Source organism: Enterocloster sp. OA13, from assembly GCF_022440595.1.
In the GTDB taxonomy this organism is placed as follows: domain Bacteria; phylum Bacillota; class Clostridia; order Lachnospirales; family Lachnospiraceae; genus Enterocloster; species Enterocloster hominis.
Genome location: NZ_JAKNTF010000001.1, coordinates 2,670,734 through 2,697,217 on the forward strand (window position 1 = coordinate 2,670,734; position 26,484 = coordinate 2,697,217).

The following is a 26,484-nucleotide window of genomic DNA, read 5'->3' on the forward strand; positions in this document are numbered from 1 at the left end:
TAATGTCCATATTATATCACAATATATGAATATTTCATATGGGCAGACTCCCTGATATCAAGTTAATGTTACAAAGTTTTGGAGCCTTTTTCAAGGCTCCAAGTCTGCAAACCAGCATAACTTCGTAGGGAGTATGGTAACTTAGTGTCAAGCAAGACAGCTATTTATGGTAAATTAGTGCTAAGTTAGTATTTAGAAAATATAATTGATGAATCAATTTTTTGTATTGATATAGTCATCTTTAGTAAAAATGCTACAATCGAGTGTAATGATAATATCTAAATATTTCCATACATTATCCGTTTCTATTCTCTTCATCTTCTGTTAAATCTGATTCAGGAAATTCACTGGCAAGCTTATCCGCCACTTCCTCCCAATAATTAACAATGTCTTTTGTAATTACTGGAATAAAGTGTTTTAGAAAACATAAAATTAATCTCTATTTTTGTCTCCCAAATACATGTTTTCTAATTTCTGTTTCTCTTTTAAATTAAGTTTCTCCTCTAAAATACTCATGTACTACTTACCCTCTTCTCTATTAAGCAAATCAGAAATTGTCCACTCCCCGTTTCGCACATTTGATACTCTCCGATATTCATAAATTGCGTAAATCAGTATATCTACGTTAGAGAAGTATGCTTTAACAAAATCATATGATTTAATCTCCTTGCCCTTCATCTTAGCTTTGCAAAATTCACTTGGCTTTATTCCCGATTTTTTAAATTCGGAATACAACCCTTCATTCAAAATAATCAACATTTCAATCTCAGGTGCCGTTATAACGTTAATAACATCAACTTTTTTTGCATAAGCTGGACTGAGCTTAAAATTTTCTCTTCTGGAATCTAAAACTCTATAAACTGTGATTTTTTCTGAAAATCCCTTTTTCAAATATCGTTCTTCAAAATCCTTACCTTTTCTACACCGAAGGATCTCTTCTTCAATCAGGTTTTCTTTTTCAAAAATCAATTTATTGTTCTCTAAAAGCAAATCAAGTATTGCACGTTCTGCTCCACCTTCACAAATACAAGCTATATATTTCCCCAATATGTATTCCTCCTCTAGTTACGATTTATGAGGACTTTTTTCAAGGCAATATAAGCTTCATAGGTTGGAACGGTTCCTTCTAAAAAGTCACTTTGATATGCTTCACTTTTTTTAATATCATTCCTTTTTAATATATTCGATAAGTTCTCTGCCGAAATACCATTCCGGTTCCTAACAATAAAAATATTATCATTTCGTTCAAATTCATCTAATAGTTCGGAATAATGTGTTGAGAAAATAATGACTGCACCATTTTTATTGACCTTAGAATCCCGGAAAAATCGAATCAATGTGGAAACAATCTCCCTGTTAAAGTGATTTTCCACCTCGTCTACAATAAGATATCCTCCATCTTCAAATGCAAAAAAAGCATTCATAAACACACTGATTCCTTTTATAGTGCCGGAAGAAAGATATTTGTCCAATACCATTGGATTGTTCATTAAGATTTCTTCTTTTCCTTTAAATTTCAACCGAATATCAACATCTTTCTCATCTACAGCACATTTTAAATATTCAATACTAGGGTCGAGGAATAGTAAAAGCTCTTTCGGAAATTTCCCCAGCAAATTCAGCATATTAAAATTTGTCCATTTCGACATGTCACACAGGAACACTTTCGATTTATGCTTTTTATTAAAAGCAATAATTATACTGACATCATCCATCAGATATTCTTCGTCCTGATTTCGTTTCACAGCAGGAATGCCTTGAAAATCAAACATCCCCTTCTTCGTTTTTATTTTTGTCGATTTCTGTGACCACAGGTTTTCACTTTCAATCATATATCTGGTATTCTCATCGATTGGATTTATTGTCTTTTTTATAACAGTTTCCAATTTGTTAAGCAATCCTGAATGATAAAAAAACGTAGTAAAAGTTACAGTTTGCTCATCATTAATATCCTCTAAAATTTCCTTTGTTTCAATCGTATTGATTGGCTTATTGTTCAATAAATTTATCACAAAAGCTATCACTCTTAAAATTGTAGTTTTTCCCGATGCATTAATGCCAATAAATGATATTGAATTATTAACATAAATATTTGAGAATATCTGATACAATCCATCGTTATTCTCTGACTGCACTCTCTGCTGTGCAAAAAAATCAATTTCTAAATTTTCTTTAAAGTGAGGTAAGCCACCTACTTGTATTTTAATCAGTTTCATAATCCCTCCTAGAATTTATCTACAAGATTTTCGTTTTTATATTGTTATTATATCCTCTTTTTTTACTTTTATCAATATTTATTTTTAAATTTTACGTTATTATATTAAATCGGCAGGCTGTCCCGCACACACAGCGCCCCATACCCCAGCTGCGGATTGGGCCAGGTCCCGTATCCCGGCAGGTGCCTGGCTCCCCGGGCCAGATATGCCTTTACCTTCTCCCCGTAAAGGAAAGGGTCGTTTCCATCCACGATTCCCCACTGCATGAGAAGGGCCGCGCTGCCGGACACAAAGGGCGCCGCAAAGGAAGTGCCAGTCACCGCCTCATAACCACCGCCGCTTCTGGCCGTCACGATGTCCACCCCAGGAGCCGCAATGTCCGGCTTCACCTGACGTGTCTGCCGCGTAAAACCGCGCCCTGAAAAATCCGCGTATGATTGGTAGGAATCATCATAGGCGCCCACGGATATCACATTGGCTGCCGTGGAAGGGATGGTAAGGGTGGTCTCCGGCACAGGCATAAGGAACCGGGTGGAGGGATTCAGGATTCCCCTGGAGGGCAGCCACATGTCGTATTGTCCCGTCACGATCCGCTCCGGCGTAAGGCGGAAGGTCCAAATCCCGCTGTCCAGATAGTCCCTTATGGGGATGAAATCAAAATAAACTTCCTGCGCCTTGCTGTAAGGGCTGGGCTTGCCATAATAAATCAGGATTCTGGTCCCCCCGTAATTCAGGGTCTGGGGCCCCAGACGGCTGTCTATGGGACCGATGGTGCCGCCTGAAGGCGTAATCAGACGGATGGCAAACCCGTCCACATAGGATTTCCAAAGCTGGACTCCCATGCCGGTCTCAAAAGGCGCAATGGATAATTCCACATCCGTGTCACTGCCCATGACCAGCCGGCCCGCCGTGTGCCCGTTTCCAGTGCCTTCATTTCCAGTCCCTGCAACCAGCACGCTCCTTCCATAATTCGATATATCGTTCATGAAGGTTTCCAGAAGGCTGGTGCCGTCATGGGAACCATAGGTGTTGCCAAAACTCAGGTTGACTGCAACAGGACGCCCCAGCTCCTGGGCCTGGCGGATTACAAAGTCCAGCCCCTTCATCAGCTGTGTGGTCCTTGGGAAATTATCAGCCACAGGGGCGCCCAGTTTTACCACCAATAAGTCACTTTCATACGCCACCCCGCGGTAGACACCCTGGCTTCCCCTTCCATTCCCGGCCGCAATGGCTGCCACGGCTGTCCCATGGCCGCTTAAATCCACGGAAGGCACAAGGTCAAGGGCGCCTGCCCGGTCAGATGCGTTCAGCGCCTCATTGATTTCTTCCCGTGTATAAATCCTGTCCCTGTCCTGGTCCATGAGCATGAGGATCCTGGTACTCCCGTCCGCATTCCTGAAGTCCTGGTTCAGATAGTCGATGCCAGAATCAATGACCGCCACCAGTACACCGCGTCCGGTCAGTCCGCCCGGCAGTCCGCTTATGACCCCGCCCGTCACATTGCCCGCGCCTGAGGGGGATTGGACCACGGAAAGACAGGAGGCCGCCCTTGCCATGTTGCTGGCAAAGAACAGCCTCTTTGGTTTCTCAATATATTCAATCTGGTTCAGCTCACTGACCTGGTCCACAAGATGTTCCGGCACCACAAGGACAGCGTACCCGTTAAGAAGTTCATCCACCTGGATTCCTGACCCTGCAAGGCCCGCAAGGCTGCCTGAATGCCGGACAATCAGTTCCCATGTCCGTTCTTCAGGGTCATAACCCACGTCCAGGTTTTCGGAGCGCTCCCGCTCCTCGTCCGTGGCGCTAAGGGCCAGATTCAGTAGATTTTCCCGTTTTTGGTTCTGCATGGTTGTTCTCCGGCATTCCTTATCATTAGATGCTATTGATCAATGCTCTAAATTATTCCAATTATATGGGGATGCCTGGAATGGATTTACAAGCACGCCTAAATGCATTTCCCCATTCCCATGCTTATCCGCGGACCGTCATGTAGATGTTATAGAACCCTGTCAGGGTCACCACCAGGACCATGATCGGTGTCAGGAAACGGATGCAGAGTATCCACAGTTTTTTAAGTTTAAAAGGTATCCCGTCTTTTTCGATTTCATCCACCAAGTTGTTGGGGTCCCATTTCCATCCGATGTAATAACACATGGTCACGCCTCCCATGGGAAGCAGGATATTGTCTGTTATCATTCCCACAAAATCAAATACGCTGTAGTTTAAGATGGTCACATTGCCCAGTGTCCCAAAGGAAAGGGCGCTGGGAATTCCCACAAGGAAACATGCCGTCCCAAGAAGGATGGTCCCGGTCCGCCGGCTCAGACGCATGGTGTCCAGGGCAAAGGAAACCGTTACTTCCAGCAGGGCAATGGCGCTTGTGACTGCCGCAAAGAATACAAGGGTAAAGAACACAAGGGCGAAAACGGGACCGAACCGTATGGCTGAGAACACCTTGGGAAGGGTTCCGAAGATTAACCCTGGTCCCTGTCCCGGTTCCAGGCCAAAGGAGAACACCGCCGGGAAAATAGCGGTTCCCGCCATCAGCGCAATGATGGTGTCAAGTCCGGCCACGCTGAGACAGCTCCTTGGGATATTCTCCTTGTCGCTGAGGTAGCTTCCATATGTGATTGTGATGCCCATGCAGAGGCTGAGGGAATAGAACACCTGGCCCAGGGCAGCGCTGACCGCCGTCATGTTAAAGGCTGAGCGGTTCGGTATGAATATGAACCTAAGCCCCTCCGCCGCATTGGGAAGGGTCACGCCCCTTACGATGATCACGATCAGCAGCAGGAACAGTAAGGGCATCATGACCTTACTTACCCTCTCAATACCGTTGATTCCGAAACAGCAGATGACCGTGGTCACGAACAGGAACAGGAAATGCCAGAATACCGGTTCCACCGGGGAGCTGATAAAGGCGGTAAAGTCCTCAGGCGCCTGATAGGTGGACGCATAGCTGACAATGTATTTTAAGATCCATCCGCCAATGACACTGTAATAGGACAGGATAAGAAATGCTGCCGCCACGCCGAACACACCCACAATACGCGCATTGGAATTGATGTCGCCATAGGCCTGTACCGGGTCATGGCGCGTACGTCTTCCAAGGGACATTTCAATCATCATGACCGGTATGCCCAGTATACAGATAAAAAACAGGTAAACAGCCAGAAAGGAGGCTCCTCCGTTGCGTCCCATCAGATAGGGGAATTTCCACAGATTGCCCAGTCCGATGGCAGCGCCTGCCGTAGCCATGATAAAGCCCAGTTTACTGGCCCACTGATTCTTTGTCTTCATATTTTAGTCTTCCTACTCTCTTGTGCGTTTTTTTATAAATATAAATACCAGACCGCTGACCCCCATCAAAATGGGGTAAAAGCAATATGGGATAATCTCAAAAGGCGTGAGGCCCGTCAGGGTCGCCGCCGCAAGGAGCTGTGCCCCATAGGGAATCAGCCCCTGTCCCATGGAGCTGAACATGTCCAGCAGGGAAGCGCTGCGCCTGGGAGTCACGCCAAAGTCATCGCTGATTTCCTTTGCAATAGGCCCGGACATGACAATGGCCACCGTGTTGTTGGCCGTGCACATATCCACCAAAAGGGCCAGGGCGGCAATTCCCAGCTCCCCTCCCCGTTCCCCGTTAATCCTTTTCCTGATAAAGGACAGGATGAAATCAATGCCCCCGTACTCCTTTACCAGGGCCACGATACAGGCCACGATGATGGAAATCACAGTAATATCATACATCCCCATGATTCCCTCCCCCACATGGGTGAACATGTCCCCCAGGCCGAAGGCTCCCGTGCCCACGCCTGCAATCAGGGACAGCACCGTGCCTGCAATCAGGACGATGAATACATTCACGCCTGCCAGGGCGCCCACCAGTACCACCAGATAGGGAAGGACGCGGAATATGTTGTAGGTCAGTTCATCCTTTAGCTGGAAAGCAGCGTCCCTGCCCAGAACCAGGAACAGCAGGATGGTCACGATGGCTGCCGGAAGCACTATCAGGAAATTCTCCCTGAATTTATCCTTCATCTCACAGCCCTGGGTCTTTACAGCGGCAATGGTCGTGTCGCTTATCATGGACAGGTTATCCCCGAACATGGCGCCGCCCACAACGGCGCCGGCGCATACGGCCATGGAAAACCCGGTCTTCTGGCTGATTCCCACTGCAATGGGCGCCAGCGCCGTAATGGTCCCCACGGAGGTCCCCATGGATATGGATATGAAGCAGCCGATAAGGAACAGTCCCGCCACCGCCACATTGGACGGCAGGATGGACAGGCCCAGGTTCACCGTGCTGTCCACGCCCCCTGCTGCCTTTACAGCCCCTGTAAAAGCGCCTGCGGCCAGAAATATAAGGCACATGGTTATGATGTTCTCATCCCCCACGCCTTCTGCAGCCAGCCTGATCTTATCTGCGAATCCCAGCTGCCGGTTCTGTACAAAGGCAACCAGAAGCGCAATTAAGAAAGCAGCAATCGCCGGCATGCTGTAAAAATCCCCGGTAATGAATCCAGAACCTAAGAATATTAACAGAAACACCAGAATAGGGAGAAGGGCAGACGCCCTTCCCTCTTTTGTATTCCCCATCATATAATCCCCCTGTACATCGTGTCCGCCCCTGTTACTTCAGGAAGCCATTGACAATCTGGGCCTCTGCCTCTTCCTCTGTCAGCCCCAGCGTCATCAGCTTCACAATCTGCTCCCCTGCAATCTTACCGATTGCAGCCTCATGGATCAGGGCGGCATCGATATCATTGGCAATCAGGCCCGGAATGGCGAATATCTTGGCATCATCCATGATGATGGCATCGCACTCCGTGTGTCCGCTGCACTTTGCATTGCCTACGATTTTGGAATTGAAGGTCTGCTTTGACCGGTCCTTTGCAACGGAACGCGATACCACGTCCGCGCTGGAGTCATCCCCGTTCAGGTTCACGATATAGGTGCTCTCCGCATCCTGGGTCCCATGGGTCAGAAGGCGCTCCCTGACAATCAGCTTGGCGCCTGCGGCCAGCTCCGCCGTGTTGGTCCTGTTGGTGGAATCCACGCCTTTAATCTGGACCATTTCCATCTCCATGTAGCTGTTTTCTTCCATATATACCTCGGTTCCGGGATTCAGGATACGCTTACCCTCCCCATCTCCTTCGCCGTAATGCTTTTCCACGTATTTAACCCTGGCATTCCTGCCCACGAAGAAACGGTGGATGCCGTCGTGTTCAGAATCCTGGTCCCCGCAGTTATGGATGCCGCAGCCAGCCACGATGACCACATCCGCGTCATCCCCGATGAAAAAGTCATTGTATACCATTTCCTTTAAGCCGCTGGCGCTGACCACCACCGGGATATGGACGCTTTCATGCTTTGTCCCCGGCTTGATGCGTATGTCGATTCCTGCCTTGTCCGTCTTGGTAGTTATATCTATGTTGGCTGTTGTGGCACGTGCTGATGTCTTTCCATTGGAACGGATATTATAAGCTCCTTCCGGCACGCCGTGCAGGTCAGCCACTTCTTCTAACATTCTCTCCTGTATTGCGTCTCCCATCATTGGTTCCTCCCCTTACTGTGCTGTCTCGTAAAACTTACTGCATGCATCCACCGCGGAAGCAGTACCCATGATCTGAGGAAGCACCTCATCCTTGGGGCCCTGGTTCACAACGCGGCCGTCTGCAATTACCACGATTTCATCTGCAATATTAAGAATCCTCTCCTGATGTGAAATAATCAGGATGGAGCCGTTGGTGTTCTGGCGCATACGCTCAAATACCTGAATCAGGTTCTGGAAGCTCCACAAATCGATTCCGGCCTCAGGTTCATCGAACACGGAAAGCTTGGATGCCCTGGCAATGACAGACGCAATCTCAATCCTCTTAAGCTCGCCGCCTGAAAGGCTGGCATTGACTTCACGGTTAATATAATCCTTGGCGCAGAGGCCTACCTCGGCCAGATACTGACAGGCTTCCGCCACGCTCAGCTTCTTCTTGGCCGCCAGGCGCAAAAGGTCCAGCACCTGCACGCCCTTAAAGCGCACCGGCTGCTGGAATGCAAAACTGATTCCCAGGTTCGCCCTGTCCGTAATGCCCATATCCGTGATATCCTGTCCGTCAAACAGGATACGGCCCCCAGTGGGCCTCTCTATTCCCATAATCAGCTTGGCTGTGGTGGACTTGCCCCCGCCGTTCGGTCCGGTGATGACAACGAACTTCCCATCATCCACTGTAAGGCTGATATCCTTGATGATCCCCTTTTCTCCTTTTTCGTCATTCACATCAAAGGAGAGATTCTCTAATGTAAGCATTCTGTTTCCTACCTCTCTTTATCTCTTCTTTTTATTTCCGGGTACGGCAAAAAGCCTGTCCCCCCTACGGTTTTTAGGCCACAAATTACAGTATAAACTATTTCCCACCAAATTACTATCAAAACTTTACCTCTTATGGCAGAAAATGTCTGTTGCAAATGCAACATTGCTAGTTTTCCCTTAAAACCATATTTATATTTATGTTTCAAGGGAATATTCCCCTGCATGCAAAAAAAAACAGGAAGCCATCAGCTTCCTGTCCGTACTGCAGAAGAAGGGAGTCGAACCCTCAAGGTATTACTACCACACGGACCTGAACCGTGCGCGTCTGCCAATTCCGCCACTTCTGCGTTACGCTGCTCTCGCAAGCAACGTAGGTAATTATAATAGATGAATCGAAATTTGTCAATGGCTTTTTAATAAAAACTTTTCAAAGAACTCATCCATGGGAATGGGCTTTGAAAAATAGTAGCCCTGCCCGATGGAACACCCCATCTCCGTCACCATGTCCAGCTGTTCCTTTGTCTCAATTCCCTCACACAGGGAAACAAAACCCATTTTGTTGGTCATCTGGATCAGCTGCCTTAAGAATTCCCTTCCCCTTTCCGTATTCCGGCAGGACTGTACAAAGCCACAGTCCAGTTTAATCACGTCACTGGGAATATCCGCCATCATATTCATGATGGAATACCCTGAACCGAAATCATCAATGGATGTGGTAAACCCGCTGTCCCGCAGTTCCTTCATCACGTGGAAGGTCCGGTCCGTGTCTTTCAGGAATGCGGTTTCCGTCAGTTCAAACTCCAGGAGCCCGTGGTCGATCCCGTACTCCTGCGTCCCCTCCATGATATCGGACAGGATACTGTCCATCCGGATATCCACACTGGAAAGGTTAAGGGAGATACAGACAGGTCGTACGCCTTTGTCCAGCCATTCCCGGAGTTTCCTGCATACCTGCCTGAAAATACTTAAATCCATCTGTGAAATAAAACCGTTCTTCTCAAACAGAGGCAGGAACTCTCCCGGCGCAATGATGGTGCCGTCCTCCCTCTGCCATCTGACCAGGGCCTCGGCTCCGGTCAGACTGTGGTCCTTCAGTGAAAGCTTGGGCTGCAGGTACACCTTAAACTCATGGTGTTTCAGTGCGTATTCCATCCGGTTGATGATTTCATTTTCCCGGAAACTGCTGTCAAATGGACCATCATTAAACACCACCACGGCGGACTGTATGATATAATCCACTGACCGTCTGGCAATATTGGCCCTGTCAATGGCCGCGTCAATCTCCCTGCATTCCCTCTCAATGAAATAAATCCCGGAACGCACCATGAGATTGACATTCGTGAACATCTGGTTCTGTATCCTGCAGAAATCCCCATTCAGGCGCTGGACCATCTCCACGAATTGATTCCGGTCCATCCTGCATATGCCAAAGCACAGGAACTGGTCCGCGCTTACCCTTGTGTAACGGTTTTCCTCCCGCCCATTCTGTGTCAGCATGTCTGCAAACATGCGCAGGATATTGTCCCCCTGGGTGTACCCCACTGCCTCGTTAATGAATTTGAATCCCTTGATATCACTGGCAATGATGACATATCCACCTGCCCCGGCGTCCATTATCTTCTGGCACTCATCCTTAAAACAGGCATAACTCATCAGTCCGGTAAGGATATCCCGGTTTTTATAATATTCGGCCTTCTGCCTGGCCTCCATCAGGCGCAGGGATGTCCTGGCATTGGTCCCCACCACCTTGGCCAGCTCAGATATGGCGCTACGCTCTGACTGTGTCCACTCCCTTTCCTCCTCCGTATTCACAAGCACCATCATCCCAACGTACCTTCCATCGATGAAAATGCCCGCAAACAGCATGGTCTTTGCCCTGGCCCGGTCCATGATCCTTCTCATGCCTGTATTGTAGACTTCCAGCTTGTCCCGGTTCAGCACGGCAATCCCATCGCTGTCATACAGATTGTAACTGAGATAAAATTCCTCCTGCCGGAATGAATCCGAAGGGTCAAACAGCATGGCCGTCCTGTCATCCACCCACTGGTAAGCGCTGTGTCCCTCCCCTTCCCTTTCCCCGTTCATGTAAATGGCAATGCGGTTAAGGCGGAACCGGCTGCCGATAAAGCCCATGAGGATATGCAGCGCCTCCTCAAAGGAGGAGGTCTTCTCAAACACCTCCAGGGCAACCGCTGTGCTGGTCTTTCCCTGCAGGCTGCTCTGCTCCTTCAGCTTTTTATCATTCAGTTCCTTCAGCCGTTCATAGGTAAATATATCATCCTCTTTATCAGTGACAGACTCATAGAAGCGGACCCCGCCCTTGCCATCCCTCTTAACCTGGTGCATGGCCTGGTCCGCCTTTACCATGATATCGTAAAAGCCCTTTTCATCCTCCGCAATCATCCGGCCGCCGATGCTGCAGCCCACCGTCATTCCTCCGTACTCGCTGCTGTCCAGTATACCGCTTATCTCCCGGACAATGAGCGCCGCTGTCCTTGATGCTTCCTCCATGTCCGTGTCCTTTAACAGCACAAGGAATTCATCCCCGCCGAACCGTCCAATCAGGTCTCCCTCCCTGCAGGTGCGCTTCAGGCAGCTGGCAACATTCATCAGCACAACATTGCCGAACAGTTTACCGCGGGCCTCATTAATCTTATGGAAATCATCCATATCCAGCAACAGTGCCGCTGTCCGCTCCGGCTTTGGCACTGTTTTCAGGTATTCTTCCATCTGCCGCTCAAATGCCCCCACCGTAAGCAGGTTGGTAAGCGCATCATGGTCCTCCGAAGCCTCTTCCTTGCTGCTTCTTAGTTCCGTCACATCATTGAGCACGCTCTGAAGGTGGTCCAGTTTCTGCATCAGTATGTTCTGTACCCTGTCCTTTAACAGGAAGGTCCCCACTATCTGTGCCACATAGGTGAGGACTGATATCTGTTCCCTGGTCCAGCGCCGGTTCTCCCTGCACTCGTCAAAGCCGATAAATCCCACCAGGCGTCCATTATCATAAATCCCGCACTGAAGGATGGCCTTAATGCCCTGGGAGGTCAGCACCTCTTTCTGTACCGGATGGAGTTCCTCCACATCCATGCACAGGAAAATCCCGTTCTTATCAAAATTATCCCTGTATCCCGGCGCATCCTCTTCATAAGACATATCCTGCAGATTGTCAATCTGCGGACTGATTCCCTGGTTGCACCACTCAAAGGTATTACTCATGAACAGCCCGTCCGGGCTGTCCTCAAATATATAGACACGGCTTACATTAAACTGAAGCCCCACTATCTTAAGGATGGTATTGATGGCCTGCCTCGTATCCTCCGATTCATACAGCACCTTGAAAACATAGTGGATTACCTTATCACCGCCATATACCGGGCCATTATCAGAATCTATGTCAGGCACGCGCCCTGAAAATGCCTCCCACTTCTTAGCGTCCACCGAAGGCAGGGAAGGTTCATAAAACACGCATTTGCCTTTTCCTGTCTGCTTACCGGAATAAAGGGCAATGTCCGCCTTGGTAAAGAGCTGGTCAAACTCCCTTCCATTCTCCGGATACATGGAAACACCGATACAGCATCTCAGTTCAATGGGATTATCACCGGCAGCGGAGATTCCTGACATTCCCTCCATGATGCGGTCTGCATAAGCCATGACCGCTTCACGGCTTCCCATGCCTGCGAGAAATACAAGGAACTCATCCCCGCCGATCCTGGCCACCACATCGCTTTTCCTGGACACGCTGTTTATACATCCGGCGGCCTCGGTCAGCACACTGTCCCCAAAAAGATGACCCTTTGTATCATTCACTTCCTTAAAATTATCCAGATCCACAATCATAAGGGCGGCCGTCATCCTGCTCTTGCCTGCCTCTTCCAGGAATTCCGATATCCGTTCCCTGGAAGCTTCCCGGTTCAGGAGCCCGGTAAGGGAATCCCTTCTGGACTTCTCCCTGTAGGTACGGATCCGGTTCTTATCGTCCGTGTCATCCAGCATCATGGCATAGAACCAGATCTGCCCTTCATCCCCCTTAATGATACGCCCACGGCAATCCACCCAGCAGGTGCTTTTATCCTTCCTGACAATACGGAATTCCGTCTTAAGGACCTCCCTGTGCTCCCTCAGCTGCTGTCTGCACTCTGAAAGCGCATGATGGTAGTCCTTCTCCAGGATCATCCCCTTAAGCGTACCTCCGGTCAGCACATTAAACTCATCCTCATCCCTGCATCTGAAAAGTTCCAGGATACCCTGGTTCACAAGGTCCACCCGTCTTTCCTTATCCGCTGTACAGCGGAAGAAACCGGCCGGCATGGAATCCATCAGAAAATGAGTCCCCCATTCAGCCCGTACCCCTTTTATCATTTGCCCATAATCACCCATATCAAGTGTGCCTCCGCATACGCCGACCTTGTGTCATGATTTGATTATACTGGAGATTCCAAACATTTACAAGTGTTAGAATTTAGGTTTTGGGAGGGCGGTAGGGGGAGGTGCATCCGTCCGTGAGGGGAATGGCAGCGGGGGAGATGGACGCGGCTTTGGGGCTAGTGCTTCTAATGCTCCGGGATCCGGCGCTGGACAAGAGGCTGGCTGCCAAACTCGCGCTTTGTCTTCTCCAACCATGACGGTATCGGGCTCAGACAAAAGGCGCCAGCCTCTTAGCACCGGTTCCCGCAGCATAAGAATCACACGCCCCTGCAGAAGCATCCATCTCCCCCGCCGCCATTCCCCTCACCCACTACGTACCTCCTCTTACACATTACAAAATCTAAGTTCGGGAGGAAGATAAGATTTCCGCCCCCTTTTTTAGCTATTCTTTCTCACCATCGCTTCCCTTTCACATCTTTACCTCTTACTCTCCCGTTGTTTGATTGTTTGGACGCAGTAGCCGGATGGCACAGCAGCCTCTTCATAAACTTAGCTGGAGGCAGGGGCGGGAGGCGGGCGGGGGTGCGGGGCCTTGTGGAGGGGGTATGGTCTGCTAACTCAAAAAGGCGGTAAAAACAGGGCCGAGTGAGGGCATCAAAGCCCGAACGCAGAGCGCCTACGGAAGAAAAATCATCAAGATTTCTTCTGTAGTTGGCGCGGTGCCCTGTTTTTACCGTCTTTTTGAGTTAGCAGACCATGCGCCCGGAACCAGGCCCCGCAGCCCCGCCCGCCGCCCGCCACTGGCTCTGGAAACACCAAAAAGCAGAGGCTGCGTACCCCCGCAAACCTCTGCCTTCAAACCTCAGATCAACCTCTAAGTTCAATCCCAAGGCCGCCGAGTCCATTCAATATCTTATTCATTACCGCACTGACTTCCTTGTCTTCCAGTGTATGGTCCTTTGCCCGGAAGGTGATGGAGTATGCCACGGATTTATGTCCTGCCAGGACCTGGGCTCCCTCGTAGATGTCGAAGAGCTTATAGCTTTCTAAGAACCTGCCGCCGCGCTGTTCGATGATGTCTTCAATCTGTCCCACCAGGATGTCCTTGGGCACAACCATGCTGATGTCACGGGTTACGGCAGGGAACTTGGCAATTCCGGTGTATTTCCTGTCAAATGTGGTGAAGTCCATGATGGAGGGCATGTCAATAACGGCAACATAAGCCCTGTCGCCAATTTTATAATTGTCTGCCACATCCGGGTGAACTTCGCCGAGAAAGCCTACAACAGTCCCGTCATAGACAATGTCTGCCTTTCTTCCTGGATGAAGATATGGATGCTCCCCATTGGGATTGTAGTGGGGCTTCTTGTGCATGCCGGCTTTATCAAAGAATTCCTCCACAACGCCCTTCATGGTGAAGAAATCCCCATCGCCGTACATACCCAGTGTGAACTGCATGCGCTCATCCGGAAGCTCTGTCAGCGGAAGGGCTATGGGACGGTATACGTTGGCCAGTTCATACAGGCGCACATCCTTGTTGCGTCGGTTGTAGTTGGTTGCAAGGGATGTGAGCATCCCGTTCAGGGAGGTGGTCCGCATCACGCTGAAGTCCTCGCCCAGGGGATTGGAAATGTTCACGGTCGCACGCAGGGGACTGTCTGCCGGAATCAGCATCTTATCAAATACCTTGGGGCTTTCAAAGGAATAGGTCATGCCCTGTGAGAAACCGCAGAACTCAGCAATCTCCCTTGCCAGTTCCTCAATGCGCAGCTTGTAAGACAGCTTTCCGGTGGTCGCCTCGCCGGATGGAAGGGTGGTTGGGATCTTGTCATATCCATAGAACCTTGCAACCTCCTCTGCCACGTCGGCCATGCGCTCCAGGTCCTGCCGCCAGGTAGGGGCAATTACCTCTTTTGTATCAGCGTCATAGCCCAGTTCTATCATCCTGAAGTATTCCAGCATGTCTGCTTCCGGGATATCCGTGCCAAGAAGCCTGTTAATCCTGGCAGCATCAAATGGTATCCTCTTCTCTTCCTTTTTCACGGGATAGATATCGATGATGCCTCCGATTACCTCGCCTGCCCCCAGTTCTTCAATCAGCTGGCATGCGCGGTTTACTGCTTCCTCTGCCGTATTGGGGTCCAGGCCCTTTTCATACTTGCCTGAGGCATCAGTGCGCAGTCCCACCTTTTTTGCGGATAAACGGATGTTGGTTCCGTTGAAACATGCGGATTCGAATACCATGGTCGTTACGTCATCTGTAATCTTGGAGTTCTCACCGCCCATGATTCCCGCGATGCCCACTTCCTTTTCCCCGTCATTAATCATGAGGATGGTGGAGTCCAGCTTCCGCTCCTGGCCGTCCAGGGTCTGGAACACATCCCCGTCCTTTGCACATTTTACAATGATTTCATGGCCGGCCAGCTGGTCATAGTTAAATGCATGCATGGGCTGTCCGTACTCTTCCATCACGTAGTTGGTTATGTCCACGATATTGTTGATGGGACGGATTCCGCTGGCAGCCAGACGGCGCTGCATCCACTGGGGGGATGGGGCAAGCTTGATGTTCTTGACCATCCTTGCGCAGTAACGGGGGCACAGCTGGCTGTTTTCAACGCGTACCTTCAGGTAATCATTAATATCCTCATCATTGCCGGTCTTTGCGACGGACGGCGCCGTGAAGGATTTTTTAAAGGTGGCTGCCGCTTCCCTGGCAATGCCGATTACACTGTAGCAGTCCACGCGGTTGGATGTTATTTCATATTCAAATACCACATCCCGCAGTCCCATGACGGCCACCGCGTCTTCTCCCGGTACACTGTCCTTTGGAAGGATGTAGATGCCGCTCTCCGGCGCGTCCGGATACATATCCCGGTCAGCTCCCAGTTCCTCGATGGAACACATCATGCCGCAGGACTCCACGCCCCTTAATTTGCCTTTCTTAATCTTAATGCCGTCCTCAGGAAGGGCGCCGCCGTCATGGCCGCCTGCCACGCGTCCGCCGTCCAGGACCACAGGAACCTTTTCCCCCACCGAAGCTTCCGTTATATTGGGCGCCCCTGTCACAATCTGGACAGGCGCGTCAGCCCCCACATTGACCTGGCACACCACCAGTTTGTCCGCATCCGGGTGGCGCTCAACAGAGAGCACCTCGCCCACTACGATATTTTCCAGGTTCTTATCCAGACAGGAATAGCCTTCCACCTTTGTACCTGTGAGTGTCATGGCATCCGTGTATTCCTGGGCAGTGACATCAAGGTCCGGCACATATGCTTTAATCCATGATAATGCTGTATTCATATTGGTTCTCCTTCTATATTCACTAATCAATCATGTATGCATCAGAACTGTTTCAGGAAACGGATATCGTTCTCATACAACAGGCGCATGTCATCAATCTCATACTTAAGCAGTGCAATACGCTCAAGGCCAACGCCAAACGCAAATCCGGAGTACTCATCCGGGTCAATGTTGCACATCTCCAGCACATGAGGATGGACCATGCCGCAGCCCAGGATTTCAATCCAGCCGGAGCCTTTGCAGAACCGGCAGCCCTTGCCGCCGCATTTGAAGCAGGTCACGTCCACCTCTGCGCTGGGTTCTGTGAATGGGAAATGATGGGGACGGAACTTAACCTTTGTCTCTGGTCCGAACAGCTCTTTTGCAAATTCTGCCAGTGTGCCCTTTAAGTCGGCAAATGTAATGTTCTTGTCAATTACAAGCCCCTCAATCTGATGGAAGGAAGGTGAATGGGTGGCATCTACCTCATCGGAACGGAATACACGTCCCGGTGCAATCATACGGATGGGAAGCTTTCCCTTTTCCATGGTACGCACCTGCACGGGGGATGTCTGGCTTCTTAAAAGGATGGTGTCGTTGATGTAGAAGGTATCCTGCTCATCCCTGGCCGGATGGCCCTTCGGGATATTCAGCTTCTCGAAGTTATAGCGGTCGTATTCCACCTCGGGTCCTTCCACCACCTCATAGCCCATGCCCACGAAGATGCGCTCCACCTCTTCCAGGGCGATTGTATTAGGGTGGCTGTGGCCCACGTTATTCTTCCTGGCCGGAAGGGTGACATCAATCACTTCCTTCTTAAGCTGCTCTTCCCTGGCCTTTCTTGCCAGTACATTCTTTGTCTCCTCCAGCCTGGCTTCGATAATGGCCCTGGCGTCATTGACCATCTGCCCCACCTTGGGGCGCTCCTCAGGGGAAACATCCTTCATGCTCTTTAAAAGGCTTGTGAGTTCTCCTTTTTTGCCCAGGTAGGACACACGGATATCATTCAGCTTTTCCAGCGCATCGGAAGCTTCGATTTTCTTTAAGGCTTCTTCTTTGATTTTCTCTAACTGCTCTTTCATGGCTTCTCCTTTTCTAATCTCTGTTGGGTGTAATCCGCGGCTTCCTATGTTGTCCTATGCCTGTGAAAGCAATAAAAAAAGCCCCATCCCTCCATACGAAGGGACGAGACAATACCCGCGGTACCACCCTGATTCCTGCTTAAAGGCCTTGCGGCCTGTCAATGCAGACACTTAAACGCATGTAACGTATGCTCACGTCACGGACTACAGGAATACCTTCCTTCATCCATGCAGCTCCAGTGGGAATTTCAACCTCTTATCTGAACCTGGGCAGGCTTTCAGCCGGTGGCCTCCCCTCTCTGGTGGAAAATAAGTGTCTACTGTACACCTTCATTGCTTTTAAGATGTAAATCTAATGTACATTCTAGCCACATCTTGGGGAAATGTCAAGAGGTTTTGGGATGATTTCTCATTTGACGAAAACCAGGTTAAGGGTTAAACTTATTTTTAGACGGAACAAAAGAAAGGTTGTACAACTATGATTACCAAACATACAATACCCTGCCTTGATTTAAAACAGATTGCTGAATCCGGGCAGTGTTTCAGGATGAACCCGCTGGACCTGGACCTGCTGCCTGAGGGAACAGATTACGGATACCGGATCATCAGCAGGGGGCGTCTTCTTGACATATGGCAGCAGGGACAGGAACTGACTTTTGACTGCGCCGGGGAGGACCTGGATTTCTGGCTGGATTATTTTGATATTGCAACGGATTACCAGGCCATGATTAACTGCGTGGCCCCAGGGAACACGTATCTGGCCGAGGCCGCGCAGGCCGGAAAGGGCATACGTATCTTAAAACAGGACCCATGGGAAATGATCATCACCTTCGTGATATCCCAGCAGAAAACCATCCCGAAAATCCGCCAGCTGGTGGAAGCCCTCTGTGCCTCTTACGGCACCCCGGTTAACGGTGCCCTGGTTAATGGTGCCCCGGTTAATGGCACCCCGGTTAATGGTGCCCCGGTTAATGGCACCCCGGCCAACGGCATCCCCGGGAAAGGGCCGGAGGTTTCCATCGAAGGCCCCGATTCAAGCCAGCGCCTGTTTTCCTTCCCCTCCCCGGAAGAGCTATCCCGCGCCACGCTGGATGAGCTTAAGGAGCTGAAACTTGGATACCGGGCCAAATACATATACCAGTTGTGCCAGGATGCGGTATCCGGCGCCCTGGACCTTGCCATGCTGGATACCATGGATTATGATGCCGCCCTTTTATACCTGACAGGCTTTTATGGAATCGGTAAGAAGGTGGCCAACTGCGTGTGCCTGTTCGGCCTGCACCAAATTGGGGCATTTCCCGTGGACACATGGATAGAGAAAATCCTTATGGCCCAGTACTATGATAAACGCAAATACCGCCGCACCCCCAAGACATGTCTCTGCGATACAATCGTAAAGGATGTCTTTGGCCAGTACGGCGGCTGTGCCGGCGTCATGCAGCAGTATATATTCTACTATGAACGGCTGAGGAACAGCAAGCTGTCTTAGAACGTGTCACATCATCCCCAGCTCAAATATCTTCCACTTCCCTCTAAAGCCCGATTCTTTTCCCACCGCAAAGTCCCTGGTATACGTACCGTCCCCCCACTGGGGCGCCTGTTCCAGGGCTTTGTCGGACCAGCGCTGGGAAAAATCCACCCGCACCACCTTGTATTCCTTAAAGCCATACTGGCTGGCCTGTTCATCGTAATATGGCTTTTGGTCCGCATACTCCACGGTTGCAAGGGTCTGAAAGCCATGGATGATATATTCTTTTATATAACGGCCTTCCCTGAAGTTTAAGTCATCCTGCCCAAAGTTAAGGCTTTCAAGCTGGTCCTGGGGGAACAGCCTGACGCACCTGTCAAACTGGGCAAGGCCCATGTATTTGAAGTACCATGCAGCAGCCAGCTGCGCATCATCCGATGGCATTTTCTCAAACTTGACGTGTCTTGGAAGGGAGTCCTCAACCGTGTATTCCTTCACCAGATGCTCCCCGCCTCTTGACCGGTTGACAGCAGCCACCATGAACATGATGGCCAGGCATGCCAGGGTGATGCCGCATATCTTTAATGCCTGGGGTGAGAATTTCTCTTTGTTCATTGCTTTTTCCTTTCACTTGCCTTTTTATCCGGTCTGTCTTGGTATCACCTGATAATCTGCCAGACAGGTACGGATACCCTCCTGGGTGTCCCCGATGCAGATTCCCTGCCTGCGGATCCGCTCCGTATCAATCATAAGGTTTCTTGGGCAGGAGGCAAACCGCTCCGTATCCCGCTCTATCAGGCCGGACACATCGCTGCTTCCCGTCACCGCCCTGAGGAACAGGGCCGCCGTGTCAAATGTGCTGCGGCTGTTCTGGCTGCCAAAATTATAGACCCCGCCAGGGAGTCTCATGGCTGCTTCCATATTCCTTATCACTTCCCACACATATGTGATGCCCCTGTAATCGTGTACAGGCAGCTTCAGGATCCGTTCCTCCCTCCTGGCATCCAGGAGATTGCCAAGCAGGCCGCAGCCGCCCGGACGGTCACTGGACGGATAGTCATACATCCAGGTCAGGCGCAGCGCCACCGCGTCGTGGAGACAGGTCAACATGGCTTCCTCTGCACGCTTTTTATCCCTTCCGTAGACAGAGCAGGGACGGTGAGGCCCCTCCTCCCGGTTTGGCTCCATGGAATCGGATGCATTGTATATCTGGTCCGAACTCATGAATACCATCCTGCTTCCGGACTGCCTGCACGCCTTGGCCATATTGGAGGTTCCCCGCACGTTAATCTGTTCGGAACGCTCAGGCTCCTTCTCACATGTAGCTGTGTTGGACACGCCCGCACAGTGCAGCACGTAATCCGGCCGGATTGCCTTTATGAATGCCGACACCGCCAGGGAATCGCTTACTTCCAGTTCCCTGTGGCTCACGCCAAGGGTTTCATATCCATCTATCTTCCTGAAATATTCTGAAAGCCGGGAACCTAAGAATCCATTGGCCCCGGTTATTAAAATACGCTTTTTCATTGTACTGCTCATACCTTTCTTCAGATATGATAACATTATAGCCCAGGTACTGTCTATATTCTTTGCGATTTTCTTAATATTTACCCAGACACTTTTTTAAAACAGGCAGTCAGTCCTGTCTTTTTCCAGGGTGCCTCTGCCTGCATGAACACAGGCCCGGTTCAACTGGCCGGGCCTGACTGATATTCCAATGTTCTTTTGGTTCCTGTGCCTTACTTGAATATCCCCTTTTTCTTGGGCTTTTCCTCTTCCGGCGGGGTAATACCGTTCATGGCGTCATCAAAACGCCTTAAAGCTTCCTTCTGCGCCTGGTTCATGCGCTCCGGAACCTGGACAACCAGGGTCACATAGTGGTCGCCGCGCACATTACGGCTGCGCAGGGAAGGAACACCCTTGCCCTTTAAGCGGACCTTGGTGTCTGTCTGGGTGCCTGGCTTCACTTCGTACTCCACCTCGCCGTCCACGGTCTTGATGCGGATTGGGCCGCCAAGGGCTGCCCGGGCAAAGGAAATGGGTACCGTGGAATAGATGCTGGTATCCTGGCGCTTAAAAATCGGGTGCTGTGACACCACTGCCTCCACCAGAAGGTCGCCGCGCTCACCGCCGCCGGTCCCAGGCTCGCCGCCGCCTGCAAGACGCACGCACTGGCCGTTATCAATGCCGCCCGGTATGGATACCTTGAATTTCTTGCGCACGGTCTTATAGCCTGTGCCATAACAGTCCGGACACTTCTCCTTGATGATCTGGCCCGTGCCGTTACAATCAGGACATGTCTGCACATTCTGGACCTGGCCAAAGAAGGACTGCTGGGTGTACATGATCTTACCTTTGCCGTTACACTTGCCGCAGGTCTGGGGTGAAGTGCCTGCCTTGGCTCCTGTACCGTGACAGCTTGCACATGTCTCTTTAAAATTAATCTCAATCTCTTTTTCACATCCAAAAACAGCTTCCTCAAATGTTATCCTGATGGAAGTCTTTATATTGGCGCCGCGCATGGGACCGCTCCTCGCCCTGGAAGACCGGCCGCCGCCAAAGATATCGCCAAAAATATCACCGAAGATATCACCCATATCCCCGCCAAAATCAAAACCGCCAAAGCCGCCGAAGCCACCGGCCCCGCCGCCGCCCTGGTCAAATGCAGCATGGCCGAACTGGTCGTACTGCTGACGTTTCTGAGGGTCGCTTAACACACTGTACGCCTCTGAAGCTTCTTTGAACCTGGCCTCTGCCTCCTTATCGCCTGGATTGGCATCCGGATGGTATTTCTTGGCAAGTTTCCTGTATGCTTTTTTCAATGCATCATCGTCTGCATCCTTGGGAACGCCCAGAACTTCATAGTAATCTCTCTTACTCTCTGCCATGTTGTTTACCTCTTAACACTCTTTATCTGCATAAAGGGGTTAGAAGCCGGAATACCGGCCCCTAATCCCCATTTTCGTTCATCTTGCATTAAACTTCCTTGAAATCAGCGTCTACCACATCGTCATTCGGTGCGGAGGAAGCGCCAGCAGCGCCGCCCATGTCAGGACCTGCGCCAGCTGCACCGGCTGCCTGTGCCTGCTCATATACCTTTGCAAACAGCTTCTGAGCGCTGTTCATCAGTTTCTCCTTGCCTGACTTGATGTCCTCAACCTGTGCGTCAGTCATCTCTTCAACAGGAGCGCGGTTGATTGCTTCCTTCAGGGAGTTAAGGTCTGCCTCAACCTCGGCCTTATCGTTAGGTGAAATCTTATCGCCCACTTCTTCCAAAGCCTTCTCGGTCTGGAATACCATGGAATCAGCGTCATTTCTTGCATCGATGGCATCCTTGCGCTTCTTATCCTGCGCCTCGTACTCAGCTGCTTCCTTTACTGCCTTATCGATATCATCGTCAGACATGTTGGAACCGGAAGTGATGGTGATGTGCTGTTCTTTTCCTGTTCCAAGATCCTTTGCGGATACATTTACAATACCATTGGCATCAATGTCAAAGGTAACCTCAATCTGCGAAACACCTCTTCTTGCTGGCGGAATCCCATCCAGACGGAACTGTCCAAGAGTCTTGTTATCCCTTGCGAACTGACGCTCGCCCTGTACCACATGGATATCCACTGCGGTCTGGTTGTCAGCGGCAGTTGAGAAAATCTGGCTCTTCTTAGTCGGGATTGTGGTGTTGCGCTCAATCAGCCTGGTTGCCACGCCGCCCATGGTCTCGATGGACAGGGAAAGCGGGGTTACGTCCAGAAGAAGGATATCCCCTGCGCCAGCGTCTCCTGCCAGCTTGCCGCCCTGGATGGCTGCGCCGATAGCCACACATTCATCCGGGTTAAGGGATTTGCTTGGCTCCTTGCCGGTGAGCTGTTTCACCTTTTCCTGTGCCGCAATCATACGTGTGGAACCGCCCACCAGAAGTACCTTGCCCAGTTCGGAAGCAGTGATGCCTGCATCCTTCAGCGCGTTCTGTACCGGGATTGCGGTGCGCTCAATGAGGTCATGTGTCAGTTCATCGAATTTAGCCCTGGTCAGGTTCATATCCAGATGCTTCGGTCCTTCTGAGGTTGCTGTGATGAATGGCAGGTTGATGTTGGTGGTGGTAGCTGTGGACAGCTCCTTCTTTGCCTTCTCAGCCGCTTCTTTTAATCTCTGGAGGGCCATCTTGTCGTTGGAAAGGTCCACGCCCTCTGCTTTCTTGAACTCAGCAATCATCCAGTTGGTAATTGCATTATCAAAATCATCGCCGCCCAGACGTGTATCGCCGTTGGTGGACAGAACTTCAATTACGCCGTCGCCGATTTCAATGATGGAAACATCAAATGTACCGCCGCCCAGGTCGTATACCATGATTTTCTGCTCTTTTTCATTGTCCAGTCCATAAGCCAGCGCAGCGGCTGTCGGCTCGTTGATGATACGCTTTACATCCAGGCCCGCAATCTTACCTGCGTCCTTGGTTGCCTGACGCTGTGCATCATTGAAATATGCAGGAACCGTGATGACAGCCTCGGTTACGGACTCGCCCAGATAGCTCTCAGCATCGGCTTTCAGCTTCTGGAGGATCATGGCGGAGATTTCCTGCGGGGTGTACTTCTTGCTGTCAATATCTACCCTGTAGTCTGTTCCCATGTGACGCTTGATGGATGAGATGGTCTTGTCAGCATTGGTAACTGCCTGACGCTTTGCCGGCTCACCGATCAGCCTCTCTCCTGTCTTTGTAAAAGCCACAACAGATGGTGTGGTCCTTACACCTTCTGCATTGGCGATAACGGTTGGCTTTCCGCCTTCCATAACAGCAACACAGCTATTTGTCGTACCTAAATCAATACCGATGATCTTGCTCATAGTTTTTTCCTCCTGATTATTTGGTTTATTCATGTATTATATGTTCCACCCAACAAAGTCCGTAAACCCGGTCAGGTGCCTAATGCCTTAGTTAGCAACTTTTACCATGCTGTGCCTTACGACGCTTTCCCTGTACATGTAGCCCTTCTGTAATTCCTCTGCCACAATGTTCTCGCCCAGGCTGTCATCATCCACATGCATCACCGCGTTGTGGAAGTTGGGGTCAAACTCCTGGCCCACGGCTTCAATCGCCTTCACGCCTGCTTCCTCCAGCGTCTTCTGGAACTGCTTATATATCTTCTCCATACCCTCGGCAATGGGGCTGCCCTTTTCATCCTCGGGTACGGTAGCTAAACCTCTCTCAAAATTATCAACCACGGGAAGCATACGCTCAATGATATCCCTGGCCCCCATTTCGTACATGGTGGATTTTTCCTTTTCGCTTCTCTTGCGGAAATTCTCAAATTCCGCCATCTGGCGTTTTACCCGGTCCGTAAGCTCCTCTATTTTCTCATCCCTTGGGTCCTTCTTCTTTTTGAAAAAGCTCTTTTTTTCTTCCTTGGCAGAAGCAGCCTCTTCAGTATCCCCGGATGCCTCCTCCGGCGTCCCTTCTTCCTGCTGGCACGCATCCTCTGTGCCGTCACAGGCCGTCTGCCCGTTCTCAGCCATCACTTCTTCCTGCCCTGTTTCTTTGGCTTCTGCTTCTTTTTTTAACTCTTCGTCCTTCATATCTTCACTCACAGCTTATCACCTTTCATCTTTTTTAAATGCCGTATCCAGCTGATTCATAAGGGTACGCAGGGTGCCTAACACCTTCTCGTAATCCATGCGCTTGGGGCCGATGATTCCGATGGTTCCCCTAAGGCCTCCGCCCAGGTCATAATTGGCAGTCACCACGCTGCAGTCCTTCATGGACTGTACCGGGCTTTCATCGCCAATGTAAACCTGTATGCCCGCATCGCCTTCCACGCCTGCATTGACTTCAGACACAAACTCCTGCAGCACTTCCTGATGTTCCAATGTACCGATCAGCTGGCTGGCCCTCTCACCTTCCGTCAGTTCGGGATACTTGAAAATGTTGGTTGCTCCGCTGGTATATATCTGCAGGTCTTCCCCGCCTGCCCGGATGGCTTCCGCCACCTCATTAAGCACCAGGTCCACTACCTGGCTGTGGATGCCCGCGTCAACCTTCAGCTTACTGATGATATCCAGATTAATCTCTTCAATGGTCAGTCCGTTCAGACTGCTGTTCAACAGGATGTTCAGGTTCAGCAGCTCATCATCGGTCAGCTCATCGGACACATCCACCATGGTATTCTTGATGATGTTTCCTTCCACCACCACTACCACCAGCATTTTATTCTTCTCCACCTTGGACAGCTGGATGAACTTAAGCTTGGTCTTGTGGTAACTTGGGCCGCTTATCATGGCTGCGTAGTTGGTGTTGGAGGCAAGTACCTGGGCCATCTTCTTGAGGACCAGTTCCAGTTTATCAACCTTCTGGACCATCATCTCCTTAAGCTCCGTTACCTCGCTGTCCTTCTCCAACATAATCTGGTCCACGTAAAACCGGTATCCCTTATCAGAAGGAATACGGCCCGCAGATGTATGGGGCTGTATGATATAACCCATCTCTTCCAGATCCGACATCTCGTTGCGGATGGTGGCAGAACTGAGTTTTAAATCCGAATACTTGGAAATGGTCCTGGAACCCACGGGTTCCCCTGTTTCCAGATACGTTTTGATAATCGCCTTTAATATGGTCATCTTCCTGTCATCCAGGAACGTATCCACCGGCATCTGTCCACCTTCCTCTCCGAATTATTAGCACTCGGTTTCGAGGAGTGCTAACATCTACATTCCATAATATATTCCTTCTGAGTGAATTTGTCAAGAGATAAATCCAAATTCTTTTATTATAATTTATTTTTCCAGTTTCACAGGACATAGATGATGTAGTCCCCCTCCTGAAAAATACCTATATATTTGATTTTATCTCCCACTTTTAACAATTTTCTTGCAAAAATATGTAAAATATTCCCCACTTTTTATGAATATGTAACACTTGTTTAATGATTTCAGCTTGACAATTAATAGTTTTGTAATATAATGAAATATACATATAATATAGTCATATGGAACCAGAACAATCTGTTAATATTGCGAGGTAAATATATGCACAATACCATAAGAAAAACCGTCCTGGCCGCGGCGGCTGCCGTCTTATGCCTGGCAGCTTCCTTGCCAGCTTATGCAGAAGAAACATCCCATACGGATGTGGCGGTAATGAAGGATGAGGCTGCCGGCAAAGATGGGACCACGTCTGCGTCAGTGGGCAAGGACGTGACAGTTGTTGAGAACGGATTCCCGGACAGGGACACGGAACATGGTTCTGCGCAGGATACCGCAGGGACCAGAACCTCCCATAAGGACAGGACCAGCCGCGGTTCAGAAGAAGAATACGTGGACGCGGGTCCCGGCGCCAGGAAGAAGGAAGAACCGCCTGTTTCCACGGAAACCTCCCTTGGCAGGTTCACCATCACCGGTTACTGCGGATGCGATAAGTGTTCGGGCGGACACGGGCTTACCTATTCCGGCACGGTTCCCACGCCTAACCACACCATTTCTGCGGACCTGGACCAGTTTCCGCTCGGCACCAGGCTGAAGATTGACGGAACCGTCTATACGGTTGAGGATAAGGGTTCTTCTGTCAAGGGTAACATTCTTGATATTTTTTACGGCAGCCACGAGGAAGCGCTTGCCAAAGGTACCTATACCGCAGAAGTATTTTTAATGGAAGACTGATTTTCCCGCTACATACGGACATTTTGAAAGCCACCAGCATCAAAGGCTGGCGGCTTTTCTTTTTTGCCCTGGGCACAGGGTTTTCCGGTTACATATCCAAGAAATTTCCTTTAT

Annotated in this window: 19 protein-coding genes, 1 tRNA gene and 1 other annotated feature; of the genes, 2 read left to right on the forward strand and 18 right to left on the reverse strand. The window is 50.1% G+C overall.

What is annotated here, in order from left to right; translation table 11 throughout:
- Nucleotides 1-519: 519 nt before the first annotated feature.
- From MCJ35_RS11875 to pheS, 12 genes are all read right to left on the reverse strand, one after another.
- A complete protein-coding gene (locus MCJ35_RS11875; RefSeq protein ID WP_025487024.1) occupies nt 520-1,047 on the reverse strand; it encodes a hypothetical protein in 528 nt (175 codons plus the stop codon).
- Between the two features lie 14 nt (nt 1,048-1,061).
- Complete coding sequence (locus MCJ35_RS11880) at nt 1,062-2,216, reverse strand: AAA family ATPase (RefSeq protein WP_025487023.1); 1,155 nt, start codon at nt 2,214-2,216, stop codon at nt 1,062-1,064.
- A 104-nt stretch (nt 2,217-2,320) separates the two neighbouring features.
- Nucleotides 2,321-4,066: a S8 family peptidase gene (locus MCJ35_RS11885; RefSeq protein ID WP_025487022.1), complete on the reverse strand. Its 1,746-nt coding sequence runs from the start codon at nt 4,064-4,066 to the stop codon at nt 2,321-2,323.
- Between the two features lie 124 nt (nt 4,067-4,190).
- A complete protein-coding gene (locus MCJ35_RS11890; RefSeq protein WP_025487021.1) occupies nt 4,191-5,519 on the reverse strand; it encodes a sodium-dependent transporter in 1,329 nt (442 codons plus the stop codon).
- 12 nt (nt 5,520-5,531) lie between these two features.
- Complete coding sequence (locus tag MCJ35_RS11895) at nt 5,532-6,818, reverse strand: Na+/H+ antiporter NhaC family protein (RefSeq protein WP_025487020.1); 1,287 nt, start codon at nt 6,816-6,818, stop codon at nt 5,532-5,534.
- A 34-nt stretch (nt 6,819-6,852) separates the two neighbouring features.
- Nucleotides 6,853-7,773, reverse strand: a complete 921-nt coding sequence (locus MCJ35_RS11900) for a SufB/SufD family protein (protein WP_025487019.1) — start codon at nt 7,771-7,773, stop codon at nt 6,853-6,855.
- 15 nt (nt 7,774-7,788) lie between these two features.
- Complete coding sequence (locus MCJ35_RS11905) at nt 7,789-8,526, reverse strand: ABC transporter ATP-binding protein (RefSeq protein ID WP_008716737.1); 738 nt, start codon at nt 8,524-8,526, stop codon at nt 7,789-7,791.
- Nucleotides 8,527-8,534: 8 nt separating this feature from the next.
- Nucleotides 8,535-8,735: a hypothetical protein gene (locus MCJ35_RS11910; RefSeq protein ID WP_008716739.1), complete on the reverse strand. Its 201-nt coding sequence runs from the start codon at nt 8,733-8,735 to the stop codon at nt 8,535-8,537.
- A gap of 57 nt (nt 8,736-8,792) precedes the next feature.
- A tRNA-Leu gene (locus tag MCJ35_RS11915) sits at nt 8,793-8,876 on the reverse strand.
- Between the two features lie 55 nt (nt 8,877-8,931).
- A complete protein-coding gene (locus tag MCJ35_RS11920; RefSeq protein ID WP_240299496.1) occupies nt 8,932-12,906 on the reverse strand; it encodes a diguanylate cyclase domain-containing protein in 3,975 nt (1,324 codons plus the stop codon).
- Nucleotides 12,907-13,761: 855 nt separating this feature from the next.
- On the reverse strand, nt 13,762-16,194 hold the full coding sequence (gene pheT, locus MCJ35_RS11925; protein ID WP_240299497.1) for a phenylalanine--tRNA ligase subunit beta: 2,433 nt from the start codon (nt 16,192-16,194) through the stop codon (nt 13,762-13,764).
- Between the two features lie 41 nt (nt 16,195-16,235).
- Nucleotides 16,236-17,255 carry a phenylalanine--tRNA ligase subunit alpha gene (gene pheS, locus MCJ35_RS11930; RefSeq protein WP_040379483.1) on the reverse strand — a complete coding sequence of 340 codons (1,020 nt, stop codon included), beginning with the start codon at nt 17,253-17,255 and terminating at the stop codon, nt 16,236-16,238.
- Between the two features lie 96 nt (nt 17,256-17,351).
- Nucleotides 17,352-17,598 (reverse strand) — a binding site (T-box leader).
- A gap of 135 nt (nt 17,599-17,733) precedes the next feature.
- Between pheS and MCJ35_RS11935 the strand changes: the two genes are divergently transcribed.
- Nucleotides 17,734-18,744: a DNA-3-methyladenine glycosylase family protein gene (locus tag MCJ35_RS11935; RefSeq protein WP_025487015.1), complete on the forward strand. Its 1,011-nt coding sequence runs from the start codon at nt 17,734-17,736 to the stop codon at nt 18,742-18,744.
- 6 nt (nt 18,745-18,750) lie between these two features.
- On the opposite strand, the gene MCJ35_RS11940 is transcribed toward MCJ35_RS11935, so the two are convergent.
- The 6 genes from MCJ35_RS11940 to hrcA all read right to left on the reverse strand — a co-directional run bounded on the left by MCJ35_RS11940 (nt 18,751) and on the right by hrcA (nt 25,365).
- Nucleotides 18,751-19,338: a hypothetical protein gene (locus MCJ35_RS11940; protein ID WP_025487014.1), complete on the reverse strand. Its 588-nt coding sequence runs from the start codon at nt 19,336-19,338 to the stop codon at nt 18,751-18,753.
- 24 nt (nt 19,339-19,362) lie between these two features.
- Nucleotides 19,363-20,250, reverse strand: a complete 888-nt coding sequence (locus MCJ35_RS11945) for an SDR family oxidoreductase (protein ID WP_025487013.1) — start codon at nt 20,248-20,250, stop codon at nt 19,363-19,365.
- A gap of 212 nt (nt 20,251-20,462) precedes the next feature.
- Entirely contained in the window at nt 20,463-21,611 is a 1,149-nt protein-coding gene (gene dnaJ, locus MCJ35_RS11950; protein ID WP_025487012.1) for a molecular chaperone DnaJ, read from the reverse strand.
- Between the two features lie 88 nt (nt 21,612-21,699).
- The gene (dnaK, locus tag MCJ35_RS11955; RefSeq protein WP_025487011.1) at nt 21,700-23,565 is read right to left on the reverse strand and encodes a molecular chaperone DnaK; all 1,866 of its coding nucleotides are present in this window, start codon (nt 23,563-23,565) and stop codon (nt 21,700-21,702) included.
- 87 nt (nt 23,566-23,652) lie between these two features.
- A complete protein-coding gene (gene grpE / locus MCJ35_RS11960) occupies nt 23,653-24,294 on the reverse strand; it encodes a nucleotide exchange factor GrpE (RefSeq protein ID WP_025487010.1) in 642 nt (213 codons plus the stop codon).
- An 18-nt stretch (nt 24,295-24,312) separates the two neighbouring features.
- The gene (gene hrcA, locus MCJ35_RS11965; protein ID WP_008716760.1) at nt 24,313-25,365 is read right to left on the reverse strand and encodes a heat-inducible transcriptional repressor HrcA; all 1,053 of its coding nucleotides are present in this window, start codon (nt 25,363-25,365) and stop codon (nt 24,313-24,315) included.
- A 375-nt stretch (nt 25,366-25,740) separates the two neighbouring features.
- Here hrcA and MCJ35_RS11970 point away from each other — a divergent pair, with 375 nt between their 5' ends.
- Nucleotides 25,741-26,370, forward strand: a complete 630-nt coding sequence (locus MCJ35_RS11970) for a 3D domain-containing protein (RefSeq protein ID WP_025487009.1) — start codon at nt 25,741-25,743, stop codon at nt 26,368-26,370.
- Nucleotides 26,371-26,484: the final 114 nt, after the last annotated feature.

Coding starts and splice junctions, on each gene's coding strand:
- MCJ35_RS11970 (WP_025487009.1), top strand. CDS start 25,741: ATGCACAATACCATAAGAAAAACCGTCCTGGCCGCGGCGGCTGCCGTC.
- MCJ35_RS11935 (WP_025487015.1), top strand. CDS start 17,734: ATGATTACCAAACATACAATACCCTGCCTTGATTTAAAACAGATTGCT.
- hrcA (WP_008716760.1), bottom strand. CDS start 25,365: ATGCCGGTGGATACGTTCCTGGATGACAGGAAGATGACCATATTAAAG.
- MCJ35_RS11885 (WP_025487022.1), bottom strand. CDS start 4,066: ATGCAGAACCAAAAACGGGAAAATCTACTGAATCTGGCCCTTAGCGCC.
- MCJ35_RS11890 (WP_025487021.1), bottom strand. CDS start 5,519: ATGAAGACAAAGAATCAGTGGGCCAGTAAACTGGGCTTTATCATGGCT.
- MCJ35_RS11880 (WP_025487023.1), bottom strand. CDS start 2,216: ATGAAACTGATTAAAATACAAGTAGGTGGCTTACCTCACTTTAAAGAA.
- MCJ35_RS11945 (WP_025487013.1), bottom strand. CDS start 20,250: ATGAAAAAGCGTATTTTAATAACCGGGGCCAATGGATTCTTAGGTTCC.
- MCJ35_RS11940 (WP_025487014.1), bottom strand. CDS start 19,338: ATGAACAAAGAGAAATTCTCACCCCAGGCATTAAAGATATGCGGCATC.
- MCJ35_RS11900 (WP_025487019.1), bottom strand. CDS start 7,773: ATGGGAGACGCAATACAGGAGAGAATGTTAGAAGAAGTGGCTGACCTG.
- MCJ35_RS11895 (WP_025487020.1), bottom strand. CDS start 6,818: ATGGGGAATACAAAAGAGGGAAGGGCGTCTGCCCTTCTCCCTATTCTG.
- MCJ35_RS11920 (WP_240299496.1), bottom strand. CDS start 12,906: ATGGGTGATTATGGGCAAATGATAAAAGGGGTACGGGCTGAATGGGGG.
- grpE (WP_025487010.1), bottom strand. CDS start 24,294: ATGAAGGACGAAGAGTTAAAAAAAGAAGCAGAAGCCAAAGAAACAGGG.
- pheS (WP_040379483.1), bottom strand. CDS start 17,255: ATGAAAGAGCAGTTAGAGAAAATCAAAGAAGAAGCCTTAAAGAAAATC.
- dnaJ (WP_025487012.1), bottom strand. CDS start 21,611: ATGGCAGAGAGTAAGAGAGATTACTATGAAGTTCTGGGCGTTCCCAAG.
- MCJ35_RS11905 (WP_008716737.1), bottom strand. CDS start 8,526: ATGCTTACATTAGAGAATCTCTCCTTTGATGTGAATGACGAAAAAGGA.
- pheT (WP_240299497.1), bottom strand. CDS start 16,194: ATGAATACAGCATTATCATGGATTAAAGCATATGTGCCGGACCTTGAT.
- dnaK (WP_025487011.1), bottom strand. CDS start 23,565: ATGAGCAAGATCATCGGTATTGATTTAGGTACGACAAATAGCTGTGTT.